Annotated in this window: 21 protein-coding genes; 7 read left to right on the forward strand and 14 right to left on the reverse strand. The window is 73.5% G+C overall.

Translation table 11 applies throughout. The features are described from left to right. Window positions 1-16: 16 nt before the first annotated feature. The 3 genes from BX286_RS17480 to BX286_RS36610 all read right to left on the reverse strand — a co-directional run bounded on the left by BX286_RS17480 (window position 17) and on the right by BX286_RS36610 (window position 2,169). Window positions 17-610, reverse strand: a complete 594-nt coding sequence (locus tag BX286_RS17480) for an HD domain-containing protein (RefSeq protein WP_121015432.1) — start codon at window positions 608-610, stop codon at window positions 17-19. Between the two features lie 10 nt (window positions 611-620). Further along, window positions 621-1,922 carry a cytosine deaminase gene (gene codA, locus BX286_RS17485; protein ID WP_261993451.1) on the reverse strand — a complete coding sequence of 434 codons (1,302 nt, stop codon included), beginning with the start codon at window positions 1,920-1,922 and terminating at the stop codon, window positions 621-623. Between the two features lie 79 nt (window positions 1,923-2,001). Then, window positions 2,002-2,169 carry a hypothetical protein gene (locus tag BX286_RS36610; protein WP_159036766.1) on the reverse strand — a complete coding sequence of 56 codons (168 nt, stop codon included), beginning with the start codon at window positions 2,167-2,169 and terminating at the stop codon, window positions 2,002-2,004. 91 nt (window positions 2,170-2,260) lie between these two features. Here BX286_RS36610 and BX286_RS17490 point away from each other — a divergent pair, with 91 nt between their 5' ends. Beyond that, on the forward strand, window positions 2,261-4,132 hold the full coding sequence (locus BX286_RS17490) for a prolyl oligopeptidase family serine peptidase (RefSeq protein WP_398898895.1): 1,872 nt from the start codon (window positions 2,261-2,263) through the stop codon (window positions 4,130-4,132). A gap of 43 nt (window positions 4,133-4,175) precedes the next feature. Then, window positions 4,176-5,078 carry an SURF1 family protein gene (locus BX286_RS17495; RefSeq protein WP_079428234.1) on the forward strand — a complete coding sequence of 301 codons (903 nt, stop codon included), beginning with the start codon at window positions 4,176-4,178 and terminating at the stop codon, window positions 5,076-5,078. Here BX286_RS17495 and BX286_RS17500 read toward each other — a convergent pair. The 7 genes from BX286_RS17500 to BX286_RS17530 all read right to left on the reverse strand — a co-directional run bounded on the left by BX286_RS17500 (window position 5,056) and on the right by BX286_RS17530 (window position 11,296). Beyond that, window positions 5,056-6,207: a hypothetical protein gene (locus BX286_RS17500; RefSeq protein ID WP_121015434.1), complete on the reverse strand. Its 1,152-nt coding sequence runs from the start codon at window positions 6,205-6,207 to the stop codon at window positions 5,056-5,058. The two genes, BX286_RS17495 and BX286_RS17500, sit on opposite strands and share 23 nt — an antisense overlap. Further along, window positions 6,204-7,013 (reverse strand): SigE family RNA polymerase sigma factor, encoded by an 810-nt coding sequence (locus BX286_RS17505; protein WP_121015436.1) that lies wholly within the window; start codon window positions 7,011-7,013, stop codon window positions 6,204-6,206. The genes BX286_RS17500 and BX286_RS17505 overlap by 4 nt, the downstream gene beginning before the upstream one ends. A 169-nt stretch (window positions 7,014-7,182) precedes the next feature. Further along, the gene (locus BX286_RS17510) at window positions 7,183-8,259 is read right to left on the reverse strand and encodes an aspartate-semialdehyde dehydrogenase (RefSeq protein ID WP_079428238.1); all 1,077 of its coding nucleotides are present in this window, start codon (window positions 8,257-8,259) and stop codon (window positions 7,183-7,185) included. Further along, complete coding sequence (locus BX286_RS17515; protein ID WP_079428240.1) at window positions 8,256-9,536, reverse strand: aspartate kinase; 1,281 nt, start codon at window positions 9,534-9,536, stop codon at window positions 8,256-8,258. The genes BX286_RS17510 and BX286_RS17515 overlap by 4 nt, the downstream gene beginning before the upstream one ends. 89 nt (window positions 9,537-9,625) lie before the next feature. Next, window positions 9,626-10,273, reverse strand: a complete 648-nt coding sequence (locus tag BX286_RS17520; RefSeq protein ID WP_079428242.1) for a DUF5063 domain-containing protein — start codon at window positions 10,271-10,273, stop codon at window positions 9,626-9,628. After that, the gene (gene recR / locus BX286_RS17525) at window positions 10,266-10,865 is read right to left on the reverse strand and encodes a recombination mediator RecR (protein WP_042816380.1); all 600 of its coding nucleotides are present in this window, start codon (window positions 10,863-10,865) and stop codon (window positions 10,266-10,268) included. Before recR ends, BX286_RS17520 begins: the two co-directional genes overlap by 8 nt. A gap of 83 nt (window positions 10,866-10,948) precedes the next feature. Then, window positions 10,949-11,296, reverse strand: coding sequence for a YbaB/EbfC family nucleoid-associated protein (locus BX286_RS17530; protein ID WP_045945808.1), 348 nt, complete (start codon window positions 11,294-11,296; stop codon window positions 10,949-10,951). Window positions 11,297-11,573: 277 nt separating this feature from the next. On the opposite strand from BX286_RS17530, the gene BX286_RS17535 reads away from it, so the two are divergent. Continuing rightward, on the forward strand, window positions 11,574-12,299 hold the full coding sequence (locus BX286_RS17535; RefSeq protein ID WP_185117294.1) for an SLATT domain-containing protein: 726 nt from the start codon (window positions 11,574-11,576) through the stop codon (window positions 12,297-12,299). 15 nt (window positions 12,300-12,314) lie between these two features. Here the strand turns inward: BX286_RS17535 and BX286_RS17540 are convergent, their stop codons facing one another. The 3 genes from BX286_RS17540 to BX286_RS17550 form a co-directional block, all read right to left on the reverse strand. Beyond that, window positions 12,315-12,965, reverse strand: a complete 651-nt coding sequence (locus tag BX286_RS17540; protein ID WP_121015438.1) for a hypothetical protein — start codon at window positions 12,963-12,965, stop codon at window positions 12,315-12,317. 110 nt (window positions 12,966-13,075) lie between these two features. Further along, complete coding sequence (locus tag BX286_RS17545; RefSeq protein ID WP_079428248.1) at window positions 13,076-13,744, reverse strand: GntR family transcriptional regulator; 669 nt, start codon at window positions 13,742-13,744, stop codon at window positions 13,076-13,078. Between the two features lie 108 nt (window positions 13,745-13,852). Continuing rightward, entirely contained in the window at window positions 13,853-15,205 is a 1,353-nt protein-coding gene (locus BX286_RS17550; protein ID WP_100863399.1) for an aspartate aminotransferase family protein, read from the reverse strand. Window positions 15,206-15,377: 172 nt separating this feature from the next. Here BX286_RS17550 and BX286_RS17555 point away from each other — a divergent pair, with 172 nt between their 5' ends. Together BX286_RS17555 and BX286_RS17560 are read left to right on the forward strand one after the other, a co-directional pair. Continuing rightward, entirely contained in the window at window positions 15,378-16,139 is a 762-nt protein-coding gene (locus tag BX286_RS17555; RefSeq protein ID WP_261993452.1) for a DJ-1/PfpI family protein, read from the forward strand. Then, window positions 16,132-16,626: a MarR family winged helix-turn-helix transcriptional regulator gene (locus BX286_RS17560; RefSeq protein ID WP_121015440.1), complete on the forward strand. Its 495-nt coding sequence runs from the start codon at window positions 16,132-16,134 to the stop codon at window positions 16,624-16,626. Before BX286_RS17555 ends, BX286_RS17560 begins: the two co-directional genes overlap by 8 nt. A gap of 97 nt (window positions 16,627-16,723) precedes the next feature. Here the strand turns inward: BX286_RS17560 and BX286_RS17565 are convergent, their stop codons facing one another. Then, a complete protein-coding gene (locus BX286_RS17565; RefSeq protein ID WP_079431803.1) occupies window positions 16,724-17,200 on the reverse strand; it encodes an HIT family protein in 477 nt (158 codons plus the stop codon). Between the two features lie 174 nt (window positions 17,201-17,374). On the opposite strand from BX286_RS17565, the gene BX286_RS17570 reads away from it, so the two are divergent. Both BX286_RS17570 and BX286_RS17575 read left to right on the forward strand, forming a co-directional pair. After that, window positions 17,375-18,406 carry an alpha/beta hydrolase gene (locus tag BX286_RS17570; RefSeq protein WP_121015442.1) on the forward strand — a complete coding sequence of 344 codons (1,032 nt, stop codon included), beginning with the start codon at window positions 17,375-17,377 and terminating at the stop codon, window positions 18,404-18,406. Beyond that, complete coding sequence (locus tag BX286_RS17575; RefSeq protein ID WP_121015444.1) at window positions 18,399-19,622, forward strand: acyltransferase; 1,224 nt, start codon at window positions 18,399-18,401, stop codon at window positions 19,620-19,622. Before BX286_RS17570 ends, BX286_RS17575 begins: the two co-directional genes overlap by 8 nt. Window positions 19,623-19,630 lie beyond the last annotated feature (8 nt).

The raw sequence follows: 19,630 nt of genomic DNA on the forward strand, positions 1-19,630 counted from the left end.
GGGTCTCGCAGTCGGATCACGCGTCCAGCGGGTTCGCCGCAATGCGCTTCGCCGCGCCGCCCGCCACGTACGCGGCCGCCGCGCAGGCGGGCTTGCGGGCCGCCTGGTCCTCGACCAGGGACAGGAAGGAGGGGCCGAAGCCGAGACGGGGGTGGGCGGACAGGAGGGCGGCGCGGAAGGCGGGGTCGAAGTCGGGGACGCGCAGGCCCGAGACGTCCGCGCTGGTGCCCACCTGGAGGAGGTGGCTCTCGACGTCCTCGGCGGCGGTGACGTCGTCGCGCATGTGGAGCACGATCACCTCCTCCGCCCGCGCCCGGCGGGCCGCCTCCCAGCCCAGGCCGGCCGTGAAGACGCGCGCCACGTGGCCGCCGGCCTCCTCGAAGGGCAGGGTGTGGCTGTCGAACGGCACGGTCAGGCCCAGGTCGTGGAGCAGGGCGCTGACGTAGAACAGCTCGGCGTCATGGGCGAGGCCGTGCTGCCGGGCGTACTCGGCGCCGAAGGCGTAGGAGCGGACGGAGTGGTTGAGGAGTGCGGCGTCCGCGTACTCCGAGGCGATCTCGAAGGCGCGGCGGGCCGCGTCCGAGTCAGGCTGGTGAAGGGTCCACGTCATGCACCGCACCTTAGAGGGGCGGGGTGAAGTCCACTTCCGACGGGCCCTGTTGCCCGGGCCACCACAGCCGGGCCGGGGCGGGCGGGTTCTCGGCGAGGACGGTGCCGCGCGAGACCACGTACCGGGGGCGGACCTGGCGGCGGACGGCCTCCTCGGGGGTGGGGGCCGGGAGGAGGACGAAGGAGGCGGGGGCGCCCTCGGCCACCCCGTACTCGTCCGGGCCCAGGCCCAGGACGCGTGCCGCGCGCTCCGTCACCATCGAGAAGGCGAGCGGGATCTCGTCGGCCCCGGTGAGCTGGGCGGCGTACAGGCCGACGAGGGCGGTCTGGAGCGGGTTGCCGGTGCCGAGCGCGTTCCAGGGGTCCATCACGTCGTCGTGGCCGAAGGCCACGTTGACCCCGGCCGCCAGCATTTCCTTCACCTGGGAGAGGCCGCGCCGCTTGGGATAGGCGTCGAAGCGGCCTTGGAGGTTGAGGTTGGCGAAGGGGTTGGAGACCAGGTTGATGCCCGAACGGGACAGGAGGCGCTGGAGTTTGTACGCGTAGGCGCCGTTGTAGGAGCCCATGGCCGTCGTGTGGGAGGCGGTGGCCCGCTCCCGCAGTCCCGTGCGCAGCGCGAGGGTGGCCAGCACCTCCACGAAGCGGGACTGTTCGTCGTCGATCTCGTCGCAGTGGGCGTCCAGCCGCAGCCCGTGCTCCTCGGCCAGCGCGAACGCGGTCCGCAGGGAGGTGATCCCGTCCTCGCGGGTGTCCTCGAAGTGCGGGATCGCGCCGACCACGTCCGCGCCGCGCGCCACGGCCTCGCGCAGCAGCGCCTCACCGTCGGGGAAGGAGACGATCCCTTCCTGGGGGAAGGCCGTGATCTGAAGGGTCATCACTTCCCGTACCCGGTCGCGGACCTCCAGCAGGGCGTCGAGGGCGGTCAGTGAGGGGTCGGTGACGTCGCAGTGCGTGCGGACGTGCAGGACGCCCTGGGCCGCCTGCCAGCGCAGCACCTCGGTGGCCCGCGTGATCACGTCCTCACGGGTCAGGGTCCGCTTGCGCTCGCTCCAGCAGGCGATGCCCTCCCAGAGAGTGCCGGAGGCGTTCGGGCGCGGCTGTCCGGCGGTCAGGGCGGTGTCCAGGTGGATGTGCGGCTCGACGAAGGGGGCGCTGAGCAGCCCGCCATGGGCCTCGATGAGCACGCCCGTCGCCGGCGGCTCCTTCTGGTCGTCGTACGGGAGGACGCGCGCGATGCGTCCGTCCTCGGCTACCTCCACGTCGTGAAGGCCCTCGTCGTGCAGCAGCCGGGCGCCCCGGACGATCATCCGCATGGCGTCAGGCTAGGGCGGCACGGTCGGTGTTTCACGTGAAACACGGACCGTGACCGGATACTGCGTCCGGTGTCGCGGCTCAGCCGCGCTTGGCCTGGGCCTTCTGGTGCATGCCCCGCGTCTTCGCCGAGAGGGACTGGGCATCCCTGCCCGCGGCCTTGGCACGCGCCTCGGCCGCCGTGTTCTTCGCCATCGCCCGCTCGGAGTCCTGATGGCTGTGGTGACCGGTATGCGCCTTCTTGGCCATGATCAACACCCTCTTGGGAAGCGTTCTTCGTACGCCCTCCACCATGCGCCCGTTCGGAGCAGTCGGCATCCCGGCGGCCCGTCGGGCCAGAATGGAGGGCATGACCAGCAGCGACAGCGATCTGACCGCCGGTGTGACCCCCGGCGGGACCCGTGGCGAGACCCCCGCTTCCGACATGCCCGACTGGGAGAAGCGGTTCCGGGCCCCGCGCGTGGGGCTCCCCGAATGGGCCGAGGACGCCCCGGACCGCTCGCTCTTCGTCTCGAACGCCACCGGGACCTACGAGCTCTACGCCTGGGACCGCGCCACCGGCACGCAGCGCCAGGCCACCGACCGTCCCAACGGCACCACCGACGGCACCCTCTCCCCCGACGGGGAGTGGATCTGGTGGTTCTCCGACACCGACGGCGACGAGTTCGGCACCTGGGTCCGCCAGCCCTTCGCGGGCGGCCCCGACGAGCCCGCCACCCCCGGCCTGGAGCCCTCCTACCCCGCCGGGCTGGCCATCGGCCGCGACGGGACGGCGGTCGTCGGGCGGTCCACCGACGAGGAGGGCACCACGATCCACGTCGTCCGCCCCGACGGCAGCGCCCCGGCCGTGATCTACCGGCACCGCGAGTCGGCCGGCGTCGGCGACCTCTCCCGCGACGGGACCCTCGTCGCGATCGAGCACACCGAGCACGGCGACGCGATGCACTCGGCGCTGCGCGTGGTCACCCTGGACGGGGCCACCGTCGCGGAGCTGGACGACTCGCGCGGCGGCACCGAGGAACTGGGCCTGGAGGTGCTGGGCTTCGCCCCGGTCGAGGGGGACACCCGGCTGCTGGTCGGCCACCAGCGCCGCGGGCGCTGGGAACCGATGGTGTGGGACGTGGCCACCGGCGCCCAGGAGGACCTTGCGATCGAGCTCCCGGGCGATGTGAGCGCCGAGTGGTACCCGGACGGGACGGCGCTGCTCATCGAGCACAGCTTCGAGGCGCGCGACGAGCTGTGGCGCTACGACCTGGCCGCGCGGGAGCTCGTACGGGTGGACACTCCCCCAGGGTCGCTGTCGGGGGCCACGGCGCGCCCGGACGGCACGGTCGAGTACCAGTGGTCCTCCGCGGCCGAACCGGCCTCCGTACGGTCCACCGCGGGCGCAGTGGTGCTGGACCCGCCCGGTTTCCGGCCGCCCGGCTCGGTGCCGGTGGAGGACGTGTGGGTGGAGGGCCCCGGCGGGCGGATCCACGCGCTGGCGCAGCGGCCGCAGGGGCACGGCGAGGGTCCCTTCCCGACGGTCTTCGAGATCCACGGCGGTCCGACCTGGCACGACTCCGACTCCTTCGCGGCCGCCCCGGCGGCCTGGCTGGACCACGGCTTCGCGGTGGTCCGGGTCAACTACCGGGGCTCGACCGGCTACGGCCGGGAGTGGACGGACGCCCTCAAGCACCGCGTCGGCCTGATCGAGCTGGAGGACATCTCGGCGGTCCGCGAGTGGGCCGTCTCCTCGGGTCTGGCGGACCCGGCGCGGCTGGTGCTGTCCGGCGGCTCCTGGGGCGGCTACCTGACCCTGCTGGGCATCGGGACGCGGCCCGACGACTGGGCGGTCGGGCTGGCCGCCGTACCGGTGGCGGACTACGTGACGGCGTACCACGACGAGATGGAGGCGCTGAAGTCCCTGGACCGCACCCTCTTCGGCGGCACTCCGGAGGAGGTGCCGGACCGCTTCGAGGCCTCCTCGCCGCTGACGTACGTGGACGCGGTGAAGGCGCCCGTGCACATCGCGGCGGGCGTGAACGACCCCCGCTGCCCGATCCGGCAGATCGACAACTACGTCGACCGGCTCGTGGCGCGCGGAGCGGTCCACGAGGTGTACCGCTACGACGCGGGGCACGGCTCGCTGGTGGTGGAGGAGCGGATCAAGCAGGTCCGGATGGAGCTGGAATTCGCCCTCAAGCACCTGCCTCAGGGCCCGCCGCGCTGACCCGGCACCGGGCTTCGGGTGCACCCCCCGTACCGTTGGTGGGGTGCACCGGTTTCTCCTGACCCCGCGCTGGTGGGGGATCAACGTCTTCGTCGCGCTCGCCATCCCGTTCTGCCTGTTCATGGGGACCTGGCAGCTCGGCCGGTTCGAGGACCGCGTGGGCAGCCACCGGGAGGCGAGCGCCGAGCGGCCCGCCGAGGAGGCGGCCGCGCCGCTGGACTCGCTCCTGCCGGTGGACACGAAGACCTCCGGGCGGCCGGCCTCCGCGTCCGGCGAGTACGGGCAGCAGCTGCTCGTCCCCGACCGGGACCTCGACGGCAAGCGCGGTTTCTACGTCCTGACCCTGCTGCGGACCGACTCCGGCAAGACCGTCCCGGTGGTCCGGGGCTGGATGCCGGGTACGGCGGACGCGGCAAAGGCTCCGGCCCCGCCGGCCGGGCGGGTCGAGGTGACGGGGGCCCTGCAGGCCTCGGAGAACGCCGGCACCAAGGGCGTGCACGCCCAGGGCGGGCTGCCGCCGGGCCAGCTCGGGGTGATCGGGTCGGCCACGCTGGTCAACCTGGTGCAGGACCCGCTGTACGACGCCTGGCTGACGGTGCAGACCCCGGCGGACGGGATGGTCCCCGTCCCGGCGCAGGCGCCCAGCAACACCGGGCTCGACCTGAAGGCCTTCCAGAACCTCGGTTACACCGGCGAGTGGTTCGTCTTCGTCGCCTTCGTGCTGTTCATGTGGTGGCGGCTCTACCGGCGCGAGCTGGAGACCCTGCGCGACGCCGAGGCGGGGCTGCTGCCCGCCGCAAGCCCGGCGGGCACGCCCGGCGCGCCCGGCACCGCCTCCGCCAAAGCGGACACGGACACCTACACGCACGACGCGGACAGCGACGCGGCCCCGGTGAAGGCGGCGTCCGCCGGAACGGCCTCCGCTACGACGTCGGCTGGGGAATGAGCCCCGTCCGGTAGACCGTGCCGCCGCAGGCCTGCGGGATGGTGGTCTGGGTGACCGGGGCGCCCGTGGCGGTGGCCGGGGCGTGCGAGACCGCCACTCCGGCCGTGTCCGGGTCGGCCGGCCGCTGCACTCCGCCGGCCGAGTCGCCGGCCCCGGCCGGGACGCCCGCGGCCCCGCCGGCCGCGGTGTCGGCCGGACCGCCGTCGGACTGGCCCGCCGGGCGCTGCGCCGTACCGTTCTGCCGCTCGGGCGTGGTCGTGGGGCCGGGGGTGCCGGCCGGGCAGGAATGGGCGGAGGGCACCCAGGCGAAGAGGACCTCGTACGCCTGCTTCGGCTGGAGCACCAGAGCCGGCGCCTCCTCGGCGGGGTCGGGCAGTCCGCTCGCCGGGTCCCCCGCCGTGTGGCCCGTGACCGTCACCCCGCGGGGCTGTGCGGGCGGCGGGCCTTGCGTCAGGGAGGCGGCCGTCACGGTGTCGGGGCCGGTGACCGTGCAGCCCCGGGGGGAGACGTTGGTGACCTTGAAGCTGCCGTAGACCTTGCCGTCGGACTCGGGGGCGCGGGCGCTGCCCGCCACTCCGAGCTGGTCGGCGGTGCATTCGGGGGCCGCGGCGGCCGCTCCGGCCGGGGGCTGCGGGCCGTTGCCGAGGGGGGCCGTGGGGAGGCCGTCGCCGGAGGGGCCCGCCGATACGCCGCCGGAGGGGGAACCGCCGGGCCGCGGGGAGGGCCGTCCGCCCGTGCCGCCCGGCGTCTGCCCCCGGTCGGCGGGCCTCGTCGGCTGCGGCCGCGTCCCGCCCTCGGGCCCGTCGTGGTGCGGGTCGCCCGGGAGGCCGCCCGGTGCCTCGCCGTGGCCCGCCATCGCCGAGTGCCCGGCGGCGGAGCCCTCGTCCTCCTCGCCCAGGTGCAGTGCGGCGGGGATCCCGGTGCCGGCCAGGAGCACGGCCACGGCCGCCCCGACGAGGGTCTGCCGTTTGCGGGCCCGGCGTGCGGGCACGGCGTGGCGCAGCCGCTCCAGTGCCCCTTCGGAGGGTTCCAGGCCCTGCACGGCCCCGGCGAACAGGCTGCGCAGCACCTGCTCGTCACCGGCGGTCGGGGTGGCGGGGCACGGCGGGTTCTTGTGGTCGTCCCTCATGACTGCGCAGCCTCCATCGCCACCCTCAGCGCGGCAATGCCCCGCGATCCGTACGCCTTGACCGAGCCGAGCGATATGCCGAGCGTCTCGGCGACCTGGGCTTCCGTCATGTCCGCGAAGTAGCGCAGCACCAGCACCTCGCGCTGGCGGCGCTGGAGTCCGCGCATGGCCTTGATCAGGTCGTCGCGCTCGAGCTGGTCGTACGCCCCTTCTTCCGCGCTGGCCATGTCCGGCATCGGCTTCGACAGCAGCTTGAGGCCGAGGATGCGGCGGCGCAGTGCCGAGCGCGAGAGGTTCACGACGGTCTGGCGGAGGTAGGCCAGGGTCTTGTCGCGGTCGCGCACCCGGTTGCGGGCGGAGTGGACGCGGATGAAGGCCTCCTGGACGACGTCCTCGCAGGAGGCGGTGTCGTCGAGGAGGAGCGCGGCCCGGCCGAGGAGCGAACGGTAGTGGGCCTGGTAGGTCTCGGTGAGGTGGTCGACCGTGGTCCCGGCCACGACGGGCGGCGCATCGGCGGCGGCTCCCCCGGCGACGACGGCGGCCCCGGCGACGGCGGCCCCGGCGACGGCGGTGCCGGCGACGGCGGCCATGTCGGCAGCCGCGGGGCCCGCGGCCGGCTCCGCGTGGTCACGGGGCGCGGGCACACGGACGCCCGGCGCCGCCCCGACGGACGGCGCGGCGGGAACGCCCGCCGGCGGGACGGGCACGATCACAGGAATGCCGCCGTATGCGCCGGTGCGCCGGCGCGGGGGAACGATCCCCGGGCGTGCCGGTACGACGGCGAAGTCCAAGAGTGCCTCTGCCACGCCCGTTGGACACGCGTGCCCCCGCCAGGGTTGTACGCGCGAGGCAGAGTATTCAGCAATTTCCCCATTGCCTTCATGCGTACCCGCTCTTCCCGATTGCCCCATTCATCCAGGCGGCAGTCGGGCCATCACCTTGACCAAGGGATCACAACCGATCCTACAAAGCGGATTACGCGAATTCACCCGCGATCAGTTCCGAGATCTGAGCGGCATTCAGCGCGGCGCCTTTGCGTAGATTGTCCGCGCACACGAAGAACTCCAGGGACCGGGCGTCGTCCAGCGAGCCCCTGAGCCGGCCCACCCAGGCCGGATCCGTCCCGGCCGCGTCGGCCGGCGTCGGCCACTCCCCCGCCGCCGGATCGTCCACGAGGACCACCCCGGGGGCCGCTTCCAGGATCTCCCGGGCGTGCGCCGCGGCCACCTCCCGCTCGAAGCGGGCCCGCACGGTCAGGGAATGCCCGGTCACCACGGGAACCTGTACACAGGTCACGGAGACCGGAAGGGCCTCCAGGCCCAGGATCCGCCGGGTCTCCGCCCGTACGGCCAGCTCGTGCGAGGACCAGCCGTCCGCGCGCAGCTCGCCGGACCAGGGCACCACGTTCAGCGCGAGCGGGGCCGCGAACGGCCCGGTGTCCTCGCCGACCGCGCGCCGCACGTCCCCGGGCTGCTCCCCCAGCGGGCTCCCGGCGACCAGCGACAGCTGGCGGCGCAGCGCCTCCGCGCCGGCCCGGCCCGAACGGCTGGCGGCCTGGTACGAGGAGACGGCCAGCTCGGCCAGCCCGTACTCGGCGTGCAGCGCGCCCAGGGCGGCGATCATCGCGGCGGTCACGCAGTCCGGGCCCGCGACGATCCCGCGCGGGCGGCTGCGTACGGCGGGGGCGTTGACCTCGGGCACCACCAGGGGCACCTCGGGGTCCTCCCGGAAGGCGGCGGACTGGTCCACCACCACGGCCCCGCGCGCGGTGGCGACGGGAGCCCAGCGCGCCGACACCTCGGCCGGGGTCAGGAAGAGCACGACGTCGCCCTCGCCAAGGCCCTCGAAGGCGTCCTCGGTGAGGGCGAGCACCTCGGTCTCCTCGCCGCGGACGGCCAGCAGGCGGCCGGCCGAGCGTGGGGAGGCGATCAGGCGTATGGCGCCCCAGACGTCCGCCCGCTGGGACAGGATCTGGAGCAGGATCGATCCGACCGCCCCGGTCGCCCCGACCACGGCGAGCGCCGGGGCCGGGGCCGACCGGTGCGGACTCATCGTCCGGTGCCTCCGTAGACGACCGCCTCGTCGCTGTCGGAGTCGAGGCCGAAGGCCGTGTGGACGGCGATGACGGCCGCGTTGACGTCGTCCTGGCGGGTCACCACCGAGATGCGGATCTCGGAGGTGGAGATCAGCTCGATGTTGACGCCCGCGTCGGACAGCGCCTGGAAGAAGGAGGCGGTGACGCCGGGGTTGGTCTTCATGCCCGCGCCGACCAGGGAGATCTTGCCGATCTGGTCGTCGTAGCGCAGGGAGTCGAAGCCGATCTGCCCCTTGGCCTTCTCCAGGGCGTCGATGGCCTTGTGGCCCTCGGCCTTGGGGAGGGTGAAGGAGATGTCGGTCAGGCCCGTGGAGGCCGCCGACACGTTCTGGACGATCATGTCGATGTTGATCTCGGCGTCCGCGATGGCGCGGAAGATGGCCGCGGCCTCGCCCGGCTTGTCCGGGACGCCGACGACGGTGATCTTGGCTTCGGAGACGTCGTGGGCGACTCCGGAGATGATGGCGTGCTCCACCTGCTCGTCCCCTTGCGACTCGGGCTTCTCGTTGCTGACCCAGGTACCCGGCAGTCCGGAGAAGGACGAACGGACGTGGATCGGAATGTTGTAGCGGCGCGCGTACTCGACGCAGCGGTGCAGCAGCACCTTGGAGCCGGAGGCCGCGAGCTCCAGCATGTCCTCGGAGGAGATCCAGTCGATCTTCCGGGCCCTCTTCACGACGCGGGGGTCCGCGGTGAAGACGCCGTCGACGTCGGTGTAGATCTCACAGACCTCGGCGTCCAGCGCCGCGGCCAGCGCCACGGCGGTGGTGTCCGAGCCGCCGCGGCCCAGGGTGGTGATGTCCTTGGAGTCCGCGGACACGCCCTGGAAGCCGGCCACGATGGCGATGTTGCCCTCGTCCAGCGCGGTGCGGATACGGCCCGGCGTCACATCGATGATGCGCGCTTTGTTGTGGACCGAGTCGGTGATCACGCCTGCCTGGCTGCCGGTGAACGACTGGGCCTCGTGGCCCAGGTTTTTGATCGCCATGGCCAGCAGGGCCATGGAGATCCGCTCCCCGGCGGTCAGCAGCATGTCGAATTCGCGCCCGGCAGGCATCGGCGATACCTGCTCGGCGAGATCGATCAGCTCGTCCGTCGTGTCGCCCATCGCGGAAACCACGACGACCACCTGGTGGCCGTTCTTCTTGGCATCCACGATCCGCTTGGCGACGCGCTTGATGCCCTCGGCATCGGCTACGGAGGAGCCTCCGTACTTCTGCACGACAAGGCCCACGTGCGCTCCTCGCTCGGTCCGTCTCATTGCGGGTGCAGTCTAACGAGCGGCCGGGATCCGACCGCCTCGTACCACATCATGAGATGGGATTATTTACGGCCGAGACGGCCGAGCTCCTGCTCCATGACCTGGCCGGCCTGCTCCACGAGGTCCTCCTCGGTCAGGTCCTCGTCCGTGTCCAGGCCGTCCAGGGCCGCGAGCGGCTGGTCGAGACGGACGTGCGAGATCAGCGACTGGAGGGCCCGCAGGGTGGCCGAGGCCGTCGGCCCCCAGTTGGTGAAGTACGAGAACTGCCACCACCACAGCGCCTCGGTGACCCGGCCCGCCTGGTGGTGGATGAGCCCGTGCCGCAGGTCGGCGACCACGTCGGCCAGGTCGTCGGAGATCCGGTGCGCGACCGGGGCCTTGCGCGGCTCGTACGGGTCGAAGACCTCGGAGTAGACGTCGACCGGCTCCAGCATCACGGCGAACCGCTCGCGCAGCTCGTCCACGTCCGGCTCCGGGCCCAGGTCGGGCTCGTAGCGCTCCTCGGGCAGGACGTCCTGGTACGCGCCCAGCCGGCCGCCCGCCAGCAGCAGCTGGGACACCTCCAGGAGGAGGAAGGGAACGGCGCTGTCCGGGTCCTCGCCCTTGGCCACCTCGGTGACCGCGACGAGGAAGGACTCGATCTGGTCCGCGATCGAGGCGGCGAAGTCGTCCGGATCCTGTCCCAGGGCGTGCAGCGTTGCGTCAGACATCGAGAAGTCGCCTTCCTTCAAAGGCCCGCCCGAGCGTGACCTCGTCCGCGTACTCCAGGTCTCCCCCGACGGGGAGCCCGCTGGCCAGGCGGGTGACCTTCAGGCCCATGGGCTTGATCATGCGGGCGAGGTAGGTGGCGGTCGCCTCGCCCTCCAGGTTCGGGTCGGTCGCGAGGATCAGCTCGGTGACCGTCCCGTCCGCGAGGCGCGCCAGCAGCTCGCGGATGCGCAGGTCGTCGGGGCCGACGCCCTCGATCGGGCTGATCGCGCCGCCCAGGACGTGGTACTTGCCCCGGAACTCGCGGGTCCGCTCGATCGCGACCACGTCCTTCGGCTCCTCGACCACGCAGATCACCGTGGCGTCGCGGCGCGGGTCGCGGCAGATGCCGCATCGCTCCTCCTGCGCCACGTTCCCGCAGACCGCGCAGAACCGGACCTTCTCCTTGACCTCGAGCAGCGCGTGCGCGAGGCGGCGGACGTCGGTGGGCTCGGCCTGCAGGATGTGGAAGGCGATCCGCTGCGCGCTCTTGGGCCCGACGCCGGGCAGCCTGCCCAGCTCGTCGATCAGGTCCTGGACCACGCCTTCGTACAACGGAATGCCTTCTTTCGGTTCTGGTGCCGTGTTCTACAGGGAACGGGGAGGGAAAGGGAAGGGACGGGAACGAAAGGGGCGGGCTAGAAGGGGAGGCCGGGGATGCCGCTGCCGGCGCCGCCCAGGCCCTGGGCCAGCGGGCCCAGCTTCTGCTGCTGGAGCGCCTGCGCGTTCTCGTTGGCCGCCTGGACCGCCGCGACGACCAGGTCGGCAAGGGTCTCGGTGTCCTCCGGGTCCACGGCCTTCGGGTCGATGACCAGGGCCCGCAGCTCACCGGAACCTGTGACGGTGGCCTTCACCAGGCCGCCGCCGGCCTGCCCCTCGACCTCGGTCCGGGCCAGCTCCTCCTGGGCCGTCGCAAGGTCGCGCTGCATCTTCTGGGCCTGCTGGAGGAGCTGCTGCATGTTGGGCTGGCCACCACCGGGAATCACGGGTACTCACTCCATCTGCGCATCGGCCTGGCTTCGGCCGTCGGGAACGCTCGGTCAATCCGAGCCTACGTGCTCCCCGCGCGCCGCGCCCTACGCCGGGAGGACCAACTCTTTCGGGTGAGAGAGGGGGCGTGCGCGTCCCTGAGGGAGCCCTCCTTGCGGGCGGAAAACCGGGGATTCGTTGTCCATCGCGTGTCATTCGAAGGTAGGAAGAGCATGCGCACCATTGCGCACACGCGCACCACGACACGTCAGTGCAGGCAGAGGGAGTGCCCGGGTGAGTCAGCCGGAGATGCAGCCCGAGGGGCCACCCCGGGATCCCGCAGAGGACGGCGACCTGACCGGCCGGCCGTTCCCCCTCGGCGACTGGGGCGAGCCCGCCGAGCGGCTCGACGAGCTCTACCGGCGGGTGGAGGCCGACGCCCTGCGCACCGCCGAGTGGTACCTGTCGGACCGGGCCTGGAAGCGGCGGGGCGCGCGGACCCTGCGGGCGGGCGCGGCCGTGGGCGCCGTCACGGGGGCGGCGATGCCGCTGCTGGAGCTGACCGGCTCGGCTCCCGGGGTGGCCCCGTACGGCTACCTCTCGCTGCTGCTGGCCGCGGCCTGCCTGGCCTGCGACCGGTTCTTCGGGCTGACGTCGGGGTGGATGCGCGACGTGGCGACCGCCCAGGCGGTGCAGCGCAGGCTCCAGACGCTCCAGTTCGACTGGGCCTCGGAGAACGTGCGCGAGGTGCTGGGGCCGACGGAGGGGACGGCGAGCGAGGCCGCCGAGCGCTGTCTGACGGTGCTGCGACGGTTCTCGGAGGACGTCACGGAACTGGTGCGCTCCGAGACGGCCGACTGGATGGTGGAGTTCCGGGCGGGGCCGACGCCGCTGGCCATGCAGTCCCTGGCCGCCGCCCCGGCCCGCCCGGACCCGGGGCTCCCCCCGGCCCGCTTCCCCCTCCCCCCGGGCACCCGCCCGAACATGCCGCGCCAGCGGCCCCCGGAGCAGCCCCGCTGAGCGGGGCGGGCCCCCTCAGCTAAAGATGATCATGGAGCCCTGGCCCAGACTCCGGGTGGCCGCCGCGTGCAGGCCCAGCCAGACGTGCCGCTCCCGCGCGAAGGGGCTCGCATCGTACGGGATCGGCCCCGCCGGCTCCTCCAGCGCCGTCGGTCTGCCCGGCGGCGCCGGCGCGGCGGGGGGATTCACGGGGTCTATCCCGATCGCGGGGGCGACGAAGGCCAGCTCCCGCAGCAGCCCCTGCGCCGACCCCAGCGGACCGCCCCCGGCCAGCAGCTCCTCGTTGGCCAGCGGCGCGGGGAAGTCCACCGGGACGTAGGCCCCGGCGTGGTCGTAGTGCCACACCAGGTGCGACTGCTGCGCGGTGGGCTCGAACATCTCCAGCAGCTGCTCGTAGTCCCCGCCCAGCTCGTCCACCGGTGTCACCGGCAGTCCGCAGACCTGCAGCAGGTACGCCCGCCGCAGGAAGTGCAGGGCGTCGTAGTCGAAACCGGCCACCGGGGCCACGTCCCCGCTCAGGCCCGGCATGTAGGCGAACACGGGCACCGACGGCAGACCCGCCTCGCCCAGCGCCTTGTCGTACGCGGCGATCTCCTCCGCGAAGGGATTGTCGGGGCTGTGGCACAGCACGTCGACAAGGGGGACCAGCCACAGGTCACAGGCCACGCGGGCTCCGATCAGTCGTTGCCGCCGATCCGGTCAGCGTAATGCGCCGGACACGCTCCGCGAAGGGGTGCGCAGAACCTGGCGCGACGGGCTGACGCCGGGCCCGCGCCTCAGAGGGTGGCGGCCCAGTCCAGCCCGTGCTGGTTGTAGGCGCGCACGATGCGGCGCACCTCCTCGGCGTCGGCCAGCGTCACCGCGTCGACCAGCTCGCCGTGCCCGTCCCACAGGGCGGTCCCCAGCTCCGGGGCCTCCTGGAGGTGCGGCACGGAGAAGACCCAGCACTGCACGCGGATCCGGTGCAGGAACTCGGTGATGTACGTGTTGCCGACCAGCCCGCTGAGCTCCCGCCAGAACCGCAGGTCGTAGCCGATCAGCACTTCGAGCGAACCGCTGCGCGCGGCCCGCCGCGCCTCCTCCGCGCGGCGGCGCACGGACACCAGCCGCTCGGCCGAACCGGGCGCGGTCCCGCACTCGACGAGCCGGCGGAAGATCCCGTCCAGTATCAGCATCCGGGCCTCGATCATGCCCCGGTAGTCGTCCACGGAGTAGACGCGGACCCGGAAGCCCCGGTGCTGCACCGATTCCAGCAGCCCCTGTGCGGAGAGGTCGACGAGCGCCTCGCGGACCGGGGTCGCGGAGACCTCGTACTGCTCGGCGATCTGCTTGACCGTGAACTCGGTGCCCGGGGGCAGACGGCCCGCGAGCACCTCGTCACGCAGCGCGTCCGCGATCTGCTGTCGCAGGGTGCTGCGGGTGACACCTCCGCCGCTGCCTGACATAGGGGCCCGTCTCCTCGGTAGAACTTCGGACACCTTAGGCCAGACAGCGCGGCCGAAACCGATCGGTTCCCCGCCGTTATCCGGAGATACCGACCGCTATGCGGACGATCAGGCCCCCGTGGTGTGGCGGTCGGCGACGGTGAGGGCCGCGTCCAGGAGCGCCAGGCCCTCCTTGGCCTCGGCGTCCGTGACGTTGCACGGGGGGACGACGTGCGTCCGGTTCATGTTGACGAACGGCCACAGTCCGGACGCCTTGCAGGCCGCCGCGAACTCGGCCATGGGAGCGTTGTCGGCGCCGGCGGCGTTGTACGGGACGAGCGGCTCGCGCGTCTCCTTGTCCCGTACGAGCTCCACCGCCCAGAAGGTGCCGAGCCCGCGGACCTCGCCGACGGACGGGTGGCGCTCGGCGATCTCGGCGAGCCCGGGGCCGATGACCTCGGCGCCGACGCGGGCGGCGTTCTCGACGATGCCCTCTTGCGCCATCGTGTTGATCGTGGCGACGGCGGCGGCGCAGGCCAGGGGGTGGCCGGAGTAGGTCAGTCCGCCCGGGTAGGGGCGGGTGGCGAAGGTCTCGGCGATGGCACCGGAGATGGCGACGCCGCCGAGCGGCACGTATCCGCTGTTCACGCCCTTGGCGAAGGTGATCAGGTCGGGGGTGACGTCCCAGTGGTCGGCGGCGAACCACTTGCCGGTGCGGCCGAAGCCGGACATGACCTCGTCCAGGATGAAGACGATGCCGTAGCGGTCGCAGAGCTCGCGGACGCCGGCCAGGTAGCCGGGCGGCGGGGTCATGATGCCGGCGGTGCCGGGCACCGACTCCAGGATGATCGCGGCGACGGACTGCGGGCCCTCGAAGGCGAGGGTGTCGGCGAGGTGGGCGAGGGCGCGCTCGCACTCCTCGGCCTCGGTGGTGGCGTGGAAGGGCGAGCGGTAGAGGAAGGGGCCCCAGAAGTGCACGACACCGGCGGAGGCGGTGTCGGAGGGCCAGCGGCGCGGGTCGCCGGTGAGGTTGATCGCGGCGGCGGTGGCACCGTGGTACGAGCGGTAGGTGGACAGCACCTTCTGGCGGCCGGTGTGCAGCCGGGCCATCCGGACGGCGTTCTCCACGGCCTCGGCGCCGCCGTTGGTGAAGAAGATCTTGTCGAGGTCGCCGGGGGTGCGCTCCGCGATCAGGCGCGCGGCCTCGGAGCGGACGTCCACGGCGAACCCGGGCGCCAGGGTGCACAGCTTGGCGGCCTGCTCCTGCACGGCCGCGACCACCTTGGGGTGCTGGTGGCCGATGTTGGTGTTGACCAGCTGGGAGGCGAAGTCGAGGAAGCGGTTCCCGTCGTAGTCCCAGAAGTAGGAGCCCTCGGCCCCGGCGACGGCCAGCGGGTCGATCAGGGCCTGGGCGGACCACGAGTGGAAGACGTGAGCGCGGTCGGCGGCCTTGACGGTCGCGCCGGTGACATGAGGGGTCATGGCGTCACGCTAGAAGTGCGCAGGTGGGAAGGGATATCGGCGGACTGTATGGGGGTGGGGGGCCGCCCTCGGCAGTCTGTCGGCCCGGAGCAGTATTGACAGCATGCTGTCATGAGGGGAGCGTGGTGGTGTCCCTCCCGCGCTCCGTCCGCTCGTATCCCGGAGGCGTCCCATGAACACCCCGATCGCTGCGGCCACCCCCGTCGCCGCGGCCGCCCCCGTCGCCGCGGCCGCCCCCGTCGCCGCGGCCCACCCGGTCGCTGCCGCGGCCACCCCCGTCGCTGCGGCGGCCCCGGTCACTGCGGCGGCCCCCGCGACCACGCGGCCCGTGCACCTCGCGGTCTACGACACGTACGCGGACTGGGAGACCGGCCACACCACCGCGCACCTCACGCAGCGCGGCCACCGGATCCGCACGGTCGGCCCGGCGGCCGGGGTGCCGGTCACCAGCATGGGCGGCCTGCGCGTCCAGCCCGACCTCTCCCTGGCCGACCTGCGCCCCGAGGACTCCTCGCTGCTGATCCTGACGGGCGCGCGGCTGTGGGACACCGGCGACGAACTGGCCCCGTTCGCGGCCAAGGCCCGCGAGTTCCTTGCGGCCGGGGTACCGGTCGCGGCGATCTGCGGGGCCACGGCGGGCCTCGCCCGGGAAGGCCTGCTGGACGACCGCCCGCACACCAGCGGGGCCGCCGCCTACCTCGCCGCGCAGCCGGGGTACGGGGGCGCCGCCCGGTACGTGGAGGCCGACGCGGTCACCGCGGGCGACCTGATCACGGCGGGGCCGACGGAACCGGTGGCCTTCGCCCGGGAGGTGTTCGCCCGGCTGGGGGTGTACAAGCCGGACGTACTGGACGCCTGGTACCGGCTCTTCCACGACTCCGACGCCGGCGCCTTCCCGGTCCTGATGGCGGCGGCGGAAGCCGGCGATGCCTGAGCCGGTGCCGCGGGATCCCGCGGAGCCCCTGTCCGGGCGGGAGCGGCAGGACCTGCTCAGCCGGACCGCGCTCGGCGTCTTCCAGCTGAACGGCCAGTTCCTCGCCGTCTCCGAGGAACTGGCCCGGCCGGCGGGGCTGACGGCCGCGTGGTGGCAGGTGCTGGGCGCGGTACTGACGGAGCCGCTGCCCGTCGCCGGGATCGCCCGGAAGATGGGGATCACCCGGCAGAGCGTGCAGCGCGTGGCGGACCTGCTGTCCGCCAGGGGGCTCGCCGAGTACGTGCCGAACCCCGCGCACCGCCGGGCCAAACTGCTCCGTCCGACGGAGGAGGGGCGCGCGGCGATCGCCCGCATCGGGCCGGGCCACGCGGAACTGGCGGCCCGGCTGGCGGCCCTCCTGGGCGAGGCGGCCTTCGCGGAGACGGCGGCGGCACTGGAACGCCTGTCCCAGGCCCTGGCCACGCTGGCGTCGGAACCCGGCGGCTGAGGGGGCGGGGTCCGGCGCCTCGAGCTGGACGGGTCGGACAGCGCCCCTCTCACGTATGACCGGGACTAGGACTGGAGGGGGGTCCGGGCGGATTGCGTCATCCGGTGAGCCGGTCCAGTTCCTCCGTGATGGCGGTGCGTACCGCGTCGTGGCGGGGTGCCAGGGCGTGGCGGTCGCCGCGCCAGTACTCCTCGTCCCGGTAGAGCCAGACCGGCATCCGGACGAGGTCGGCGGGCTCCCAGTCGTAACGCGGCCAGATGTGGGCGTGCAGGTACGGGTCGGTGTTGCCCAGGATCTCGATGTTGACGCGGCGGAAGGCCGGGTCGAGGCGGGCGCAGGCGCGCTCGACGGCCTCGGCGAACCGGTCCAGGTCGGCGAGGTAGGCGGTGCGGCGGGCCGGCGTGAGGTCGGAGAGGCGGGTCACAGCAGGGTCGTCGGTGAGCAGGACGGAGTAGCCGGGGAGGAACTGCCGGTCCCCGATCGCCGCGAATCCTGCCTCCAGGCGGCGCAGGACGGTGGGGTTCTGCCCCCGGTGGGCGCTGCCGATGCGGTCCTGCCGCCAGTCGTTGCCGATGTCGATCATTCCCGGACCCTAGCCGCGGCGCTGGCTCTCAGGTAGGGCGCGTCATACCTGAGAGCCAGTTTGAAGGCGGCTCCGCAGTGTGATGCCGGCCAGGGGTCCGGATTCCTAACTTCGGTACCGGAGCGGGCGAGTGCCCGATCGGGAGCGAAGTACGGGGGCACCGCCATGAACAGCCGGCTGAACAGCGAGGACTGCAACGGCAACGGCAACGGCGTCGACGGCGTCGACGGCGACAACGGCCGCGGCGGCCGGTTCCGCGGCCGTGGGGGCCGGCTGCGGCGCACGCTGCTGGCGGGGATCGTCGCCGCGGCCGTGGTCGTCCCCGTGTCCGCCGCCGCTTCCCCCCGAGTACCGGCGCCGGCGCCGGCCGTGTTCGCCGAGTCCGCCACTCCGCGCGACCGTTATGCCGCCAACCTCGCCAACCTCGCCGAATCGGCCCGGATGGCCGAGGAGGCGGGGCGGGTCGAGCGGGCGGCGAAGCTGCGGGAGATGGCGTCGGCGGGAGAGGGGGACGCGCGGTTCCTCACCTTCGACGGGCGGGGCAGGGGCCGGGCCATAGAGGTCTTCGGCGATCTGGGCGCCGCCGACCGGATAGCGGTGCTGGTGCCCGGCTCCGACACGACCCTGGACACCTACCGGCGCTTCCGCGACGGCGCGCTCAGCCTTCAGCGGCGGCTGACGGAGGAACACCCGCGCTCCGCGGTGATCGCCTGGCTCGGGTACGACACCCCGGGCACGGTCAGCACCACCGTGCTGACCGCCGACCGCGCCGACGAGGCCGCCGCCCAGCTCGGGCCGTTCCTGTCCCGGCTGCCGGGTCTCGCCCCGGCCGGCGCCCGGATATCGCTGCTGTGCCACTCCTACGGCTCGGTGGTCTGCGCCCGCACGGAGACCGGCCCCGGGGTGACGGACATCGCCTTGTTCGGCAGCCCGGGTACGGGGGCCGCTTCCGCGGCCGGACTGCCGACCCGGGCCCGGGTGTGGGCCGGGCGGGGCAGTGAGGACTGGATCGGGGGCGTGCCGCATGTCCGGGTCGGCGGGGTCGGGTTCGGCCCCGATCCCGTGGACCCCGCCTTCGGCGCCCGGGTCTTCGCGGCGGGCACCGCCGGGCACAGCGACTACCTCAAGCCCGGCACCGCCTCCCTCGACAGCCTGGCCCGCATCGTCCTCGGCGCGGAGGTGGTCCCGCATGTCTGAGGTGCGCGACCGGTGGGCCACGCTCGCGGAGCGGGTGGACCGTGCGACCCCGGCCGGGAGGGACCGGGCCGTGGACGCCCTGCGGGCCTTCGCGATCCTCGGGGTGGTGCTCGGGCACTGGCTGGTCACCGCCCTGACCACGGGCGACGGCGCCCTGCAGGGCACGAGCCCGCTGGTGCGCATGCCCTGGCTGGCCCCGGTGTCCTGGGTGTTCCAGACCCTGGCCGTGTTCTTCCTGGTCGGCGGCCATGTCGCGGCCCAGGGGTACGCGTCGGCGCGGGCGCGCGGGGTCGCGTACGGGGACTGGGTCCGGCAGCGGCTGGGGCGGCTGTTCCGTCCGGTGGCGGCGGTGGTCGCCCTGTGGGTGGTCGTAGCGGGCGGACTGCTGCTGGGCGGGGCCGGAGGGGAGACCGTGGAGACGCTGCTCACGCTGGCGTGGTCGCCGCTGTGGTTCCTGCTGGTGTTCGCCGCGCTCACCGCCGCGACTCCGCTGGTGGCCCGGCTCAGCCCGGTGTGGCCGCTGGCCGTGGTGGCGGGGGTCGACGTGTGGCGGTTCGGGCTCGGCGGGCCGCAGTGGGCCGGCTGGGTCAACGTGGCCGCCGGCTGGCTCGTCCCCTACACCCTGGGGGCCGCCTGGGCCCGGGGGGCATTCGCCCGGCGGCGTCCGGCCCTGTTGCTGCTGGGCGGTGGGGCGGCCGCCACCGCCGCGCTGGTCCTGTGGGGCGGGTATCCGGCGTCGATGGTGGGGGTGCCCGGGGCGGCGATATCGAACCTGAACCCGCCGACTCTGGCCGCCGTCGCGTTCGGTCTGGCCCAGTGCGGGCTGGCCCTGCTGGTGCGCGAGCCGCTGGCCAGGGCGATGCGCCGGCCCCGGACCTGGGCGAAGGTGGCGTTGCTGAACCTGTCGGCGATGACCGTGTTCCTGTGGCACCAGACCTCGATGATGGCCGTCACCGCGCTCGGACTGCTGGTCTCCACCGATCTGCCCGGGCTGCACACGGTGCCCGTCTCGGTGGGCTGGATCGCCGCCCGGCTGCTGTGGCTGCCGGTGTTCGCCGGGGTCCTGGCCGTCTGCTGGGCCGCGTTCCGGGTCCACGAGCGGCCCCGGCCGCGGGCGGCCGGCCGTATCGCGGGCGCTGCGGACACCGCCGCGGACACCACCCGTACCAGCCGTGACCGGCGTCCGGCAGCGGCCCCGGGAGGCTTCCGTGCCTAGGCGGTCCC

Source organism: Streptomyces sp. 3211.6, assembly GCF_003634815.1.
GTDB classification, from domain to species: Bacteria; Actinomycetota; Actinomycetes; order Streptomycetales; family Streptomycetaceae; genus Streptomyces; species Streptomyces katrae_A.

What these genes read in the sequence shown, in the direction of transcription:
- BX286_RS17545 (WP_079428248.1), bottom strand. Translation starts at nt 13,744, where the DNA reads ATGTCAGGCAGCGGCGGAGGTGTCACCCGCAGCACCCTGCGACAGCAG.
- codA (WP_261993451.1), bottom strand. Translation starts at nt 1,922, where the DNA reads ATGCGGATGATCGTCCGGGGCGCCCGGCTGCTGCACGACGAGGGCCTT.
- BX286_RS17490 (WP_398898895.1), top strand. Translation starts at nt 2,261, where the DNA reads ATGGAGGGCATGACCAGCAGCGACAGCGATCTGACCGCCGGTGTGACC.
- BX286_RS17560 (WP_121015440.1), top strand. Translation starts at nt 16,132, where the DNA reads ATGCCTGAGCCGGTGCCGCGGGATCCCGCGGAGCCCCTGTCCGGGCGG.
- BX286_RS17555 (WP_261993452.1), top strand. Translation starts at nt 15,378, where the DNA reads ATGAACACCCCGATCGCTGCGGCCACCCCCGTCGCCGCGGCCGCCCCC.
- BX286_RS17510 (WP_079428238.1), bottom strand. Translation starts at nt 8,259, where the DNA reads ATGAGTCCGCACCGGTCGGCCCCGGCCCCGGCGCTCGCCGTGGTCGGG.
- BX286_RS17480 (WP_121015432.1), bottom strand. Translation starts at nt 610, where the DNA reads ATGACGTGGACCCTTCACCAGCCTGACTCGGACGCGGCCCGCCGCGCC.
- BX286_RS17575 (WP_121015444.1), top strand. Translation starts at nt 18,399, where the DNA reads ATGTCTGAGGTGCGCGACCGGTGGGCCACGCTCGCGGAGCGGGTGGAC.
- BX286_RS17520 (WP_079428242.1), bottom strand. Translation starts at nt 10,273, where the DNA reads ATGTCTGACGCAACGCTGCACGCCCTGGGACAGGATCCGGACGACTTC.
- BX286_RS36610 (WP_159036766.1), bottom strand. Translation starts at nt 2,169, where the DNA reads ATGGCCAAGAAGGCGCATACCGGTCACCACAGCCATCAGGACTCCGAG.
- BX286_RS17570 (WP_121015442.1), top strand. Translation starts at nt 17,375, where the DNA reads ATGAACAGCCGGCTGAACAGCGAGGACTGCAACGGCAACGGCAACGGC.
- BX286_RS17500 (WP_121015434.1), bottom strand. Translation starts at nt 6,207, where the DNA reads ATGAGGGACGACCACAAGAACCCGCCGTGCCCCGCCACCCCGACCGCC.
- BX286_RS17550 (WP_100863399.1), bottom strand. Translation starts at nt 15,205, where the DNA reads ATGACCCCTCATGTCACCGGCGCGACCGTCAAGGCCGCCGACCGCGCT.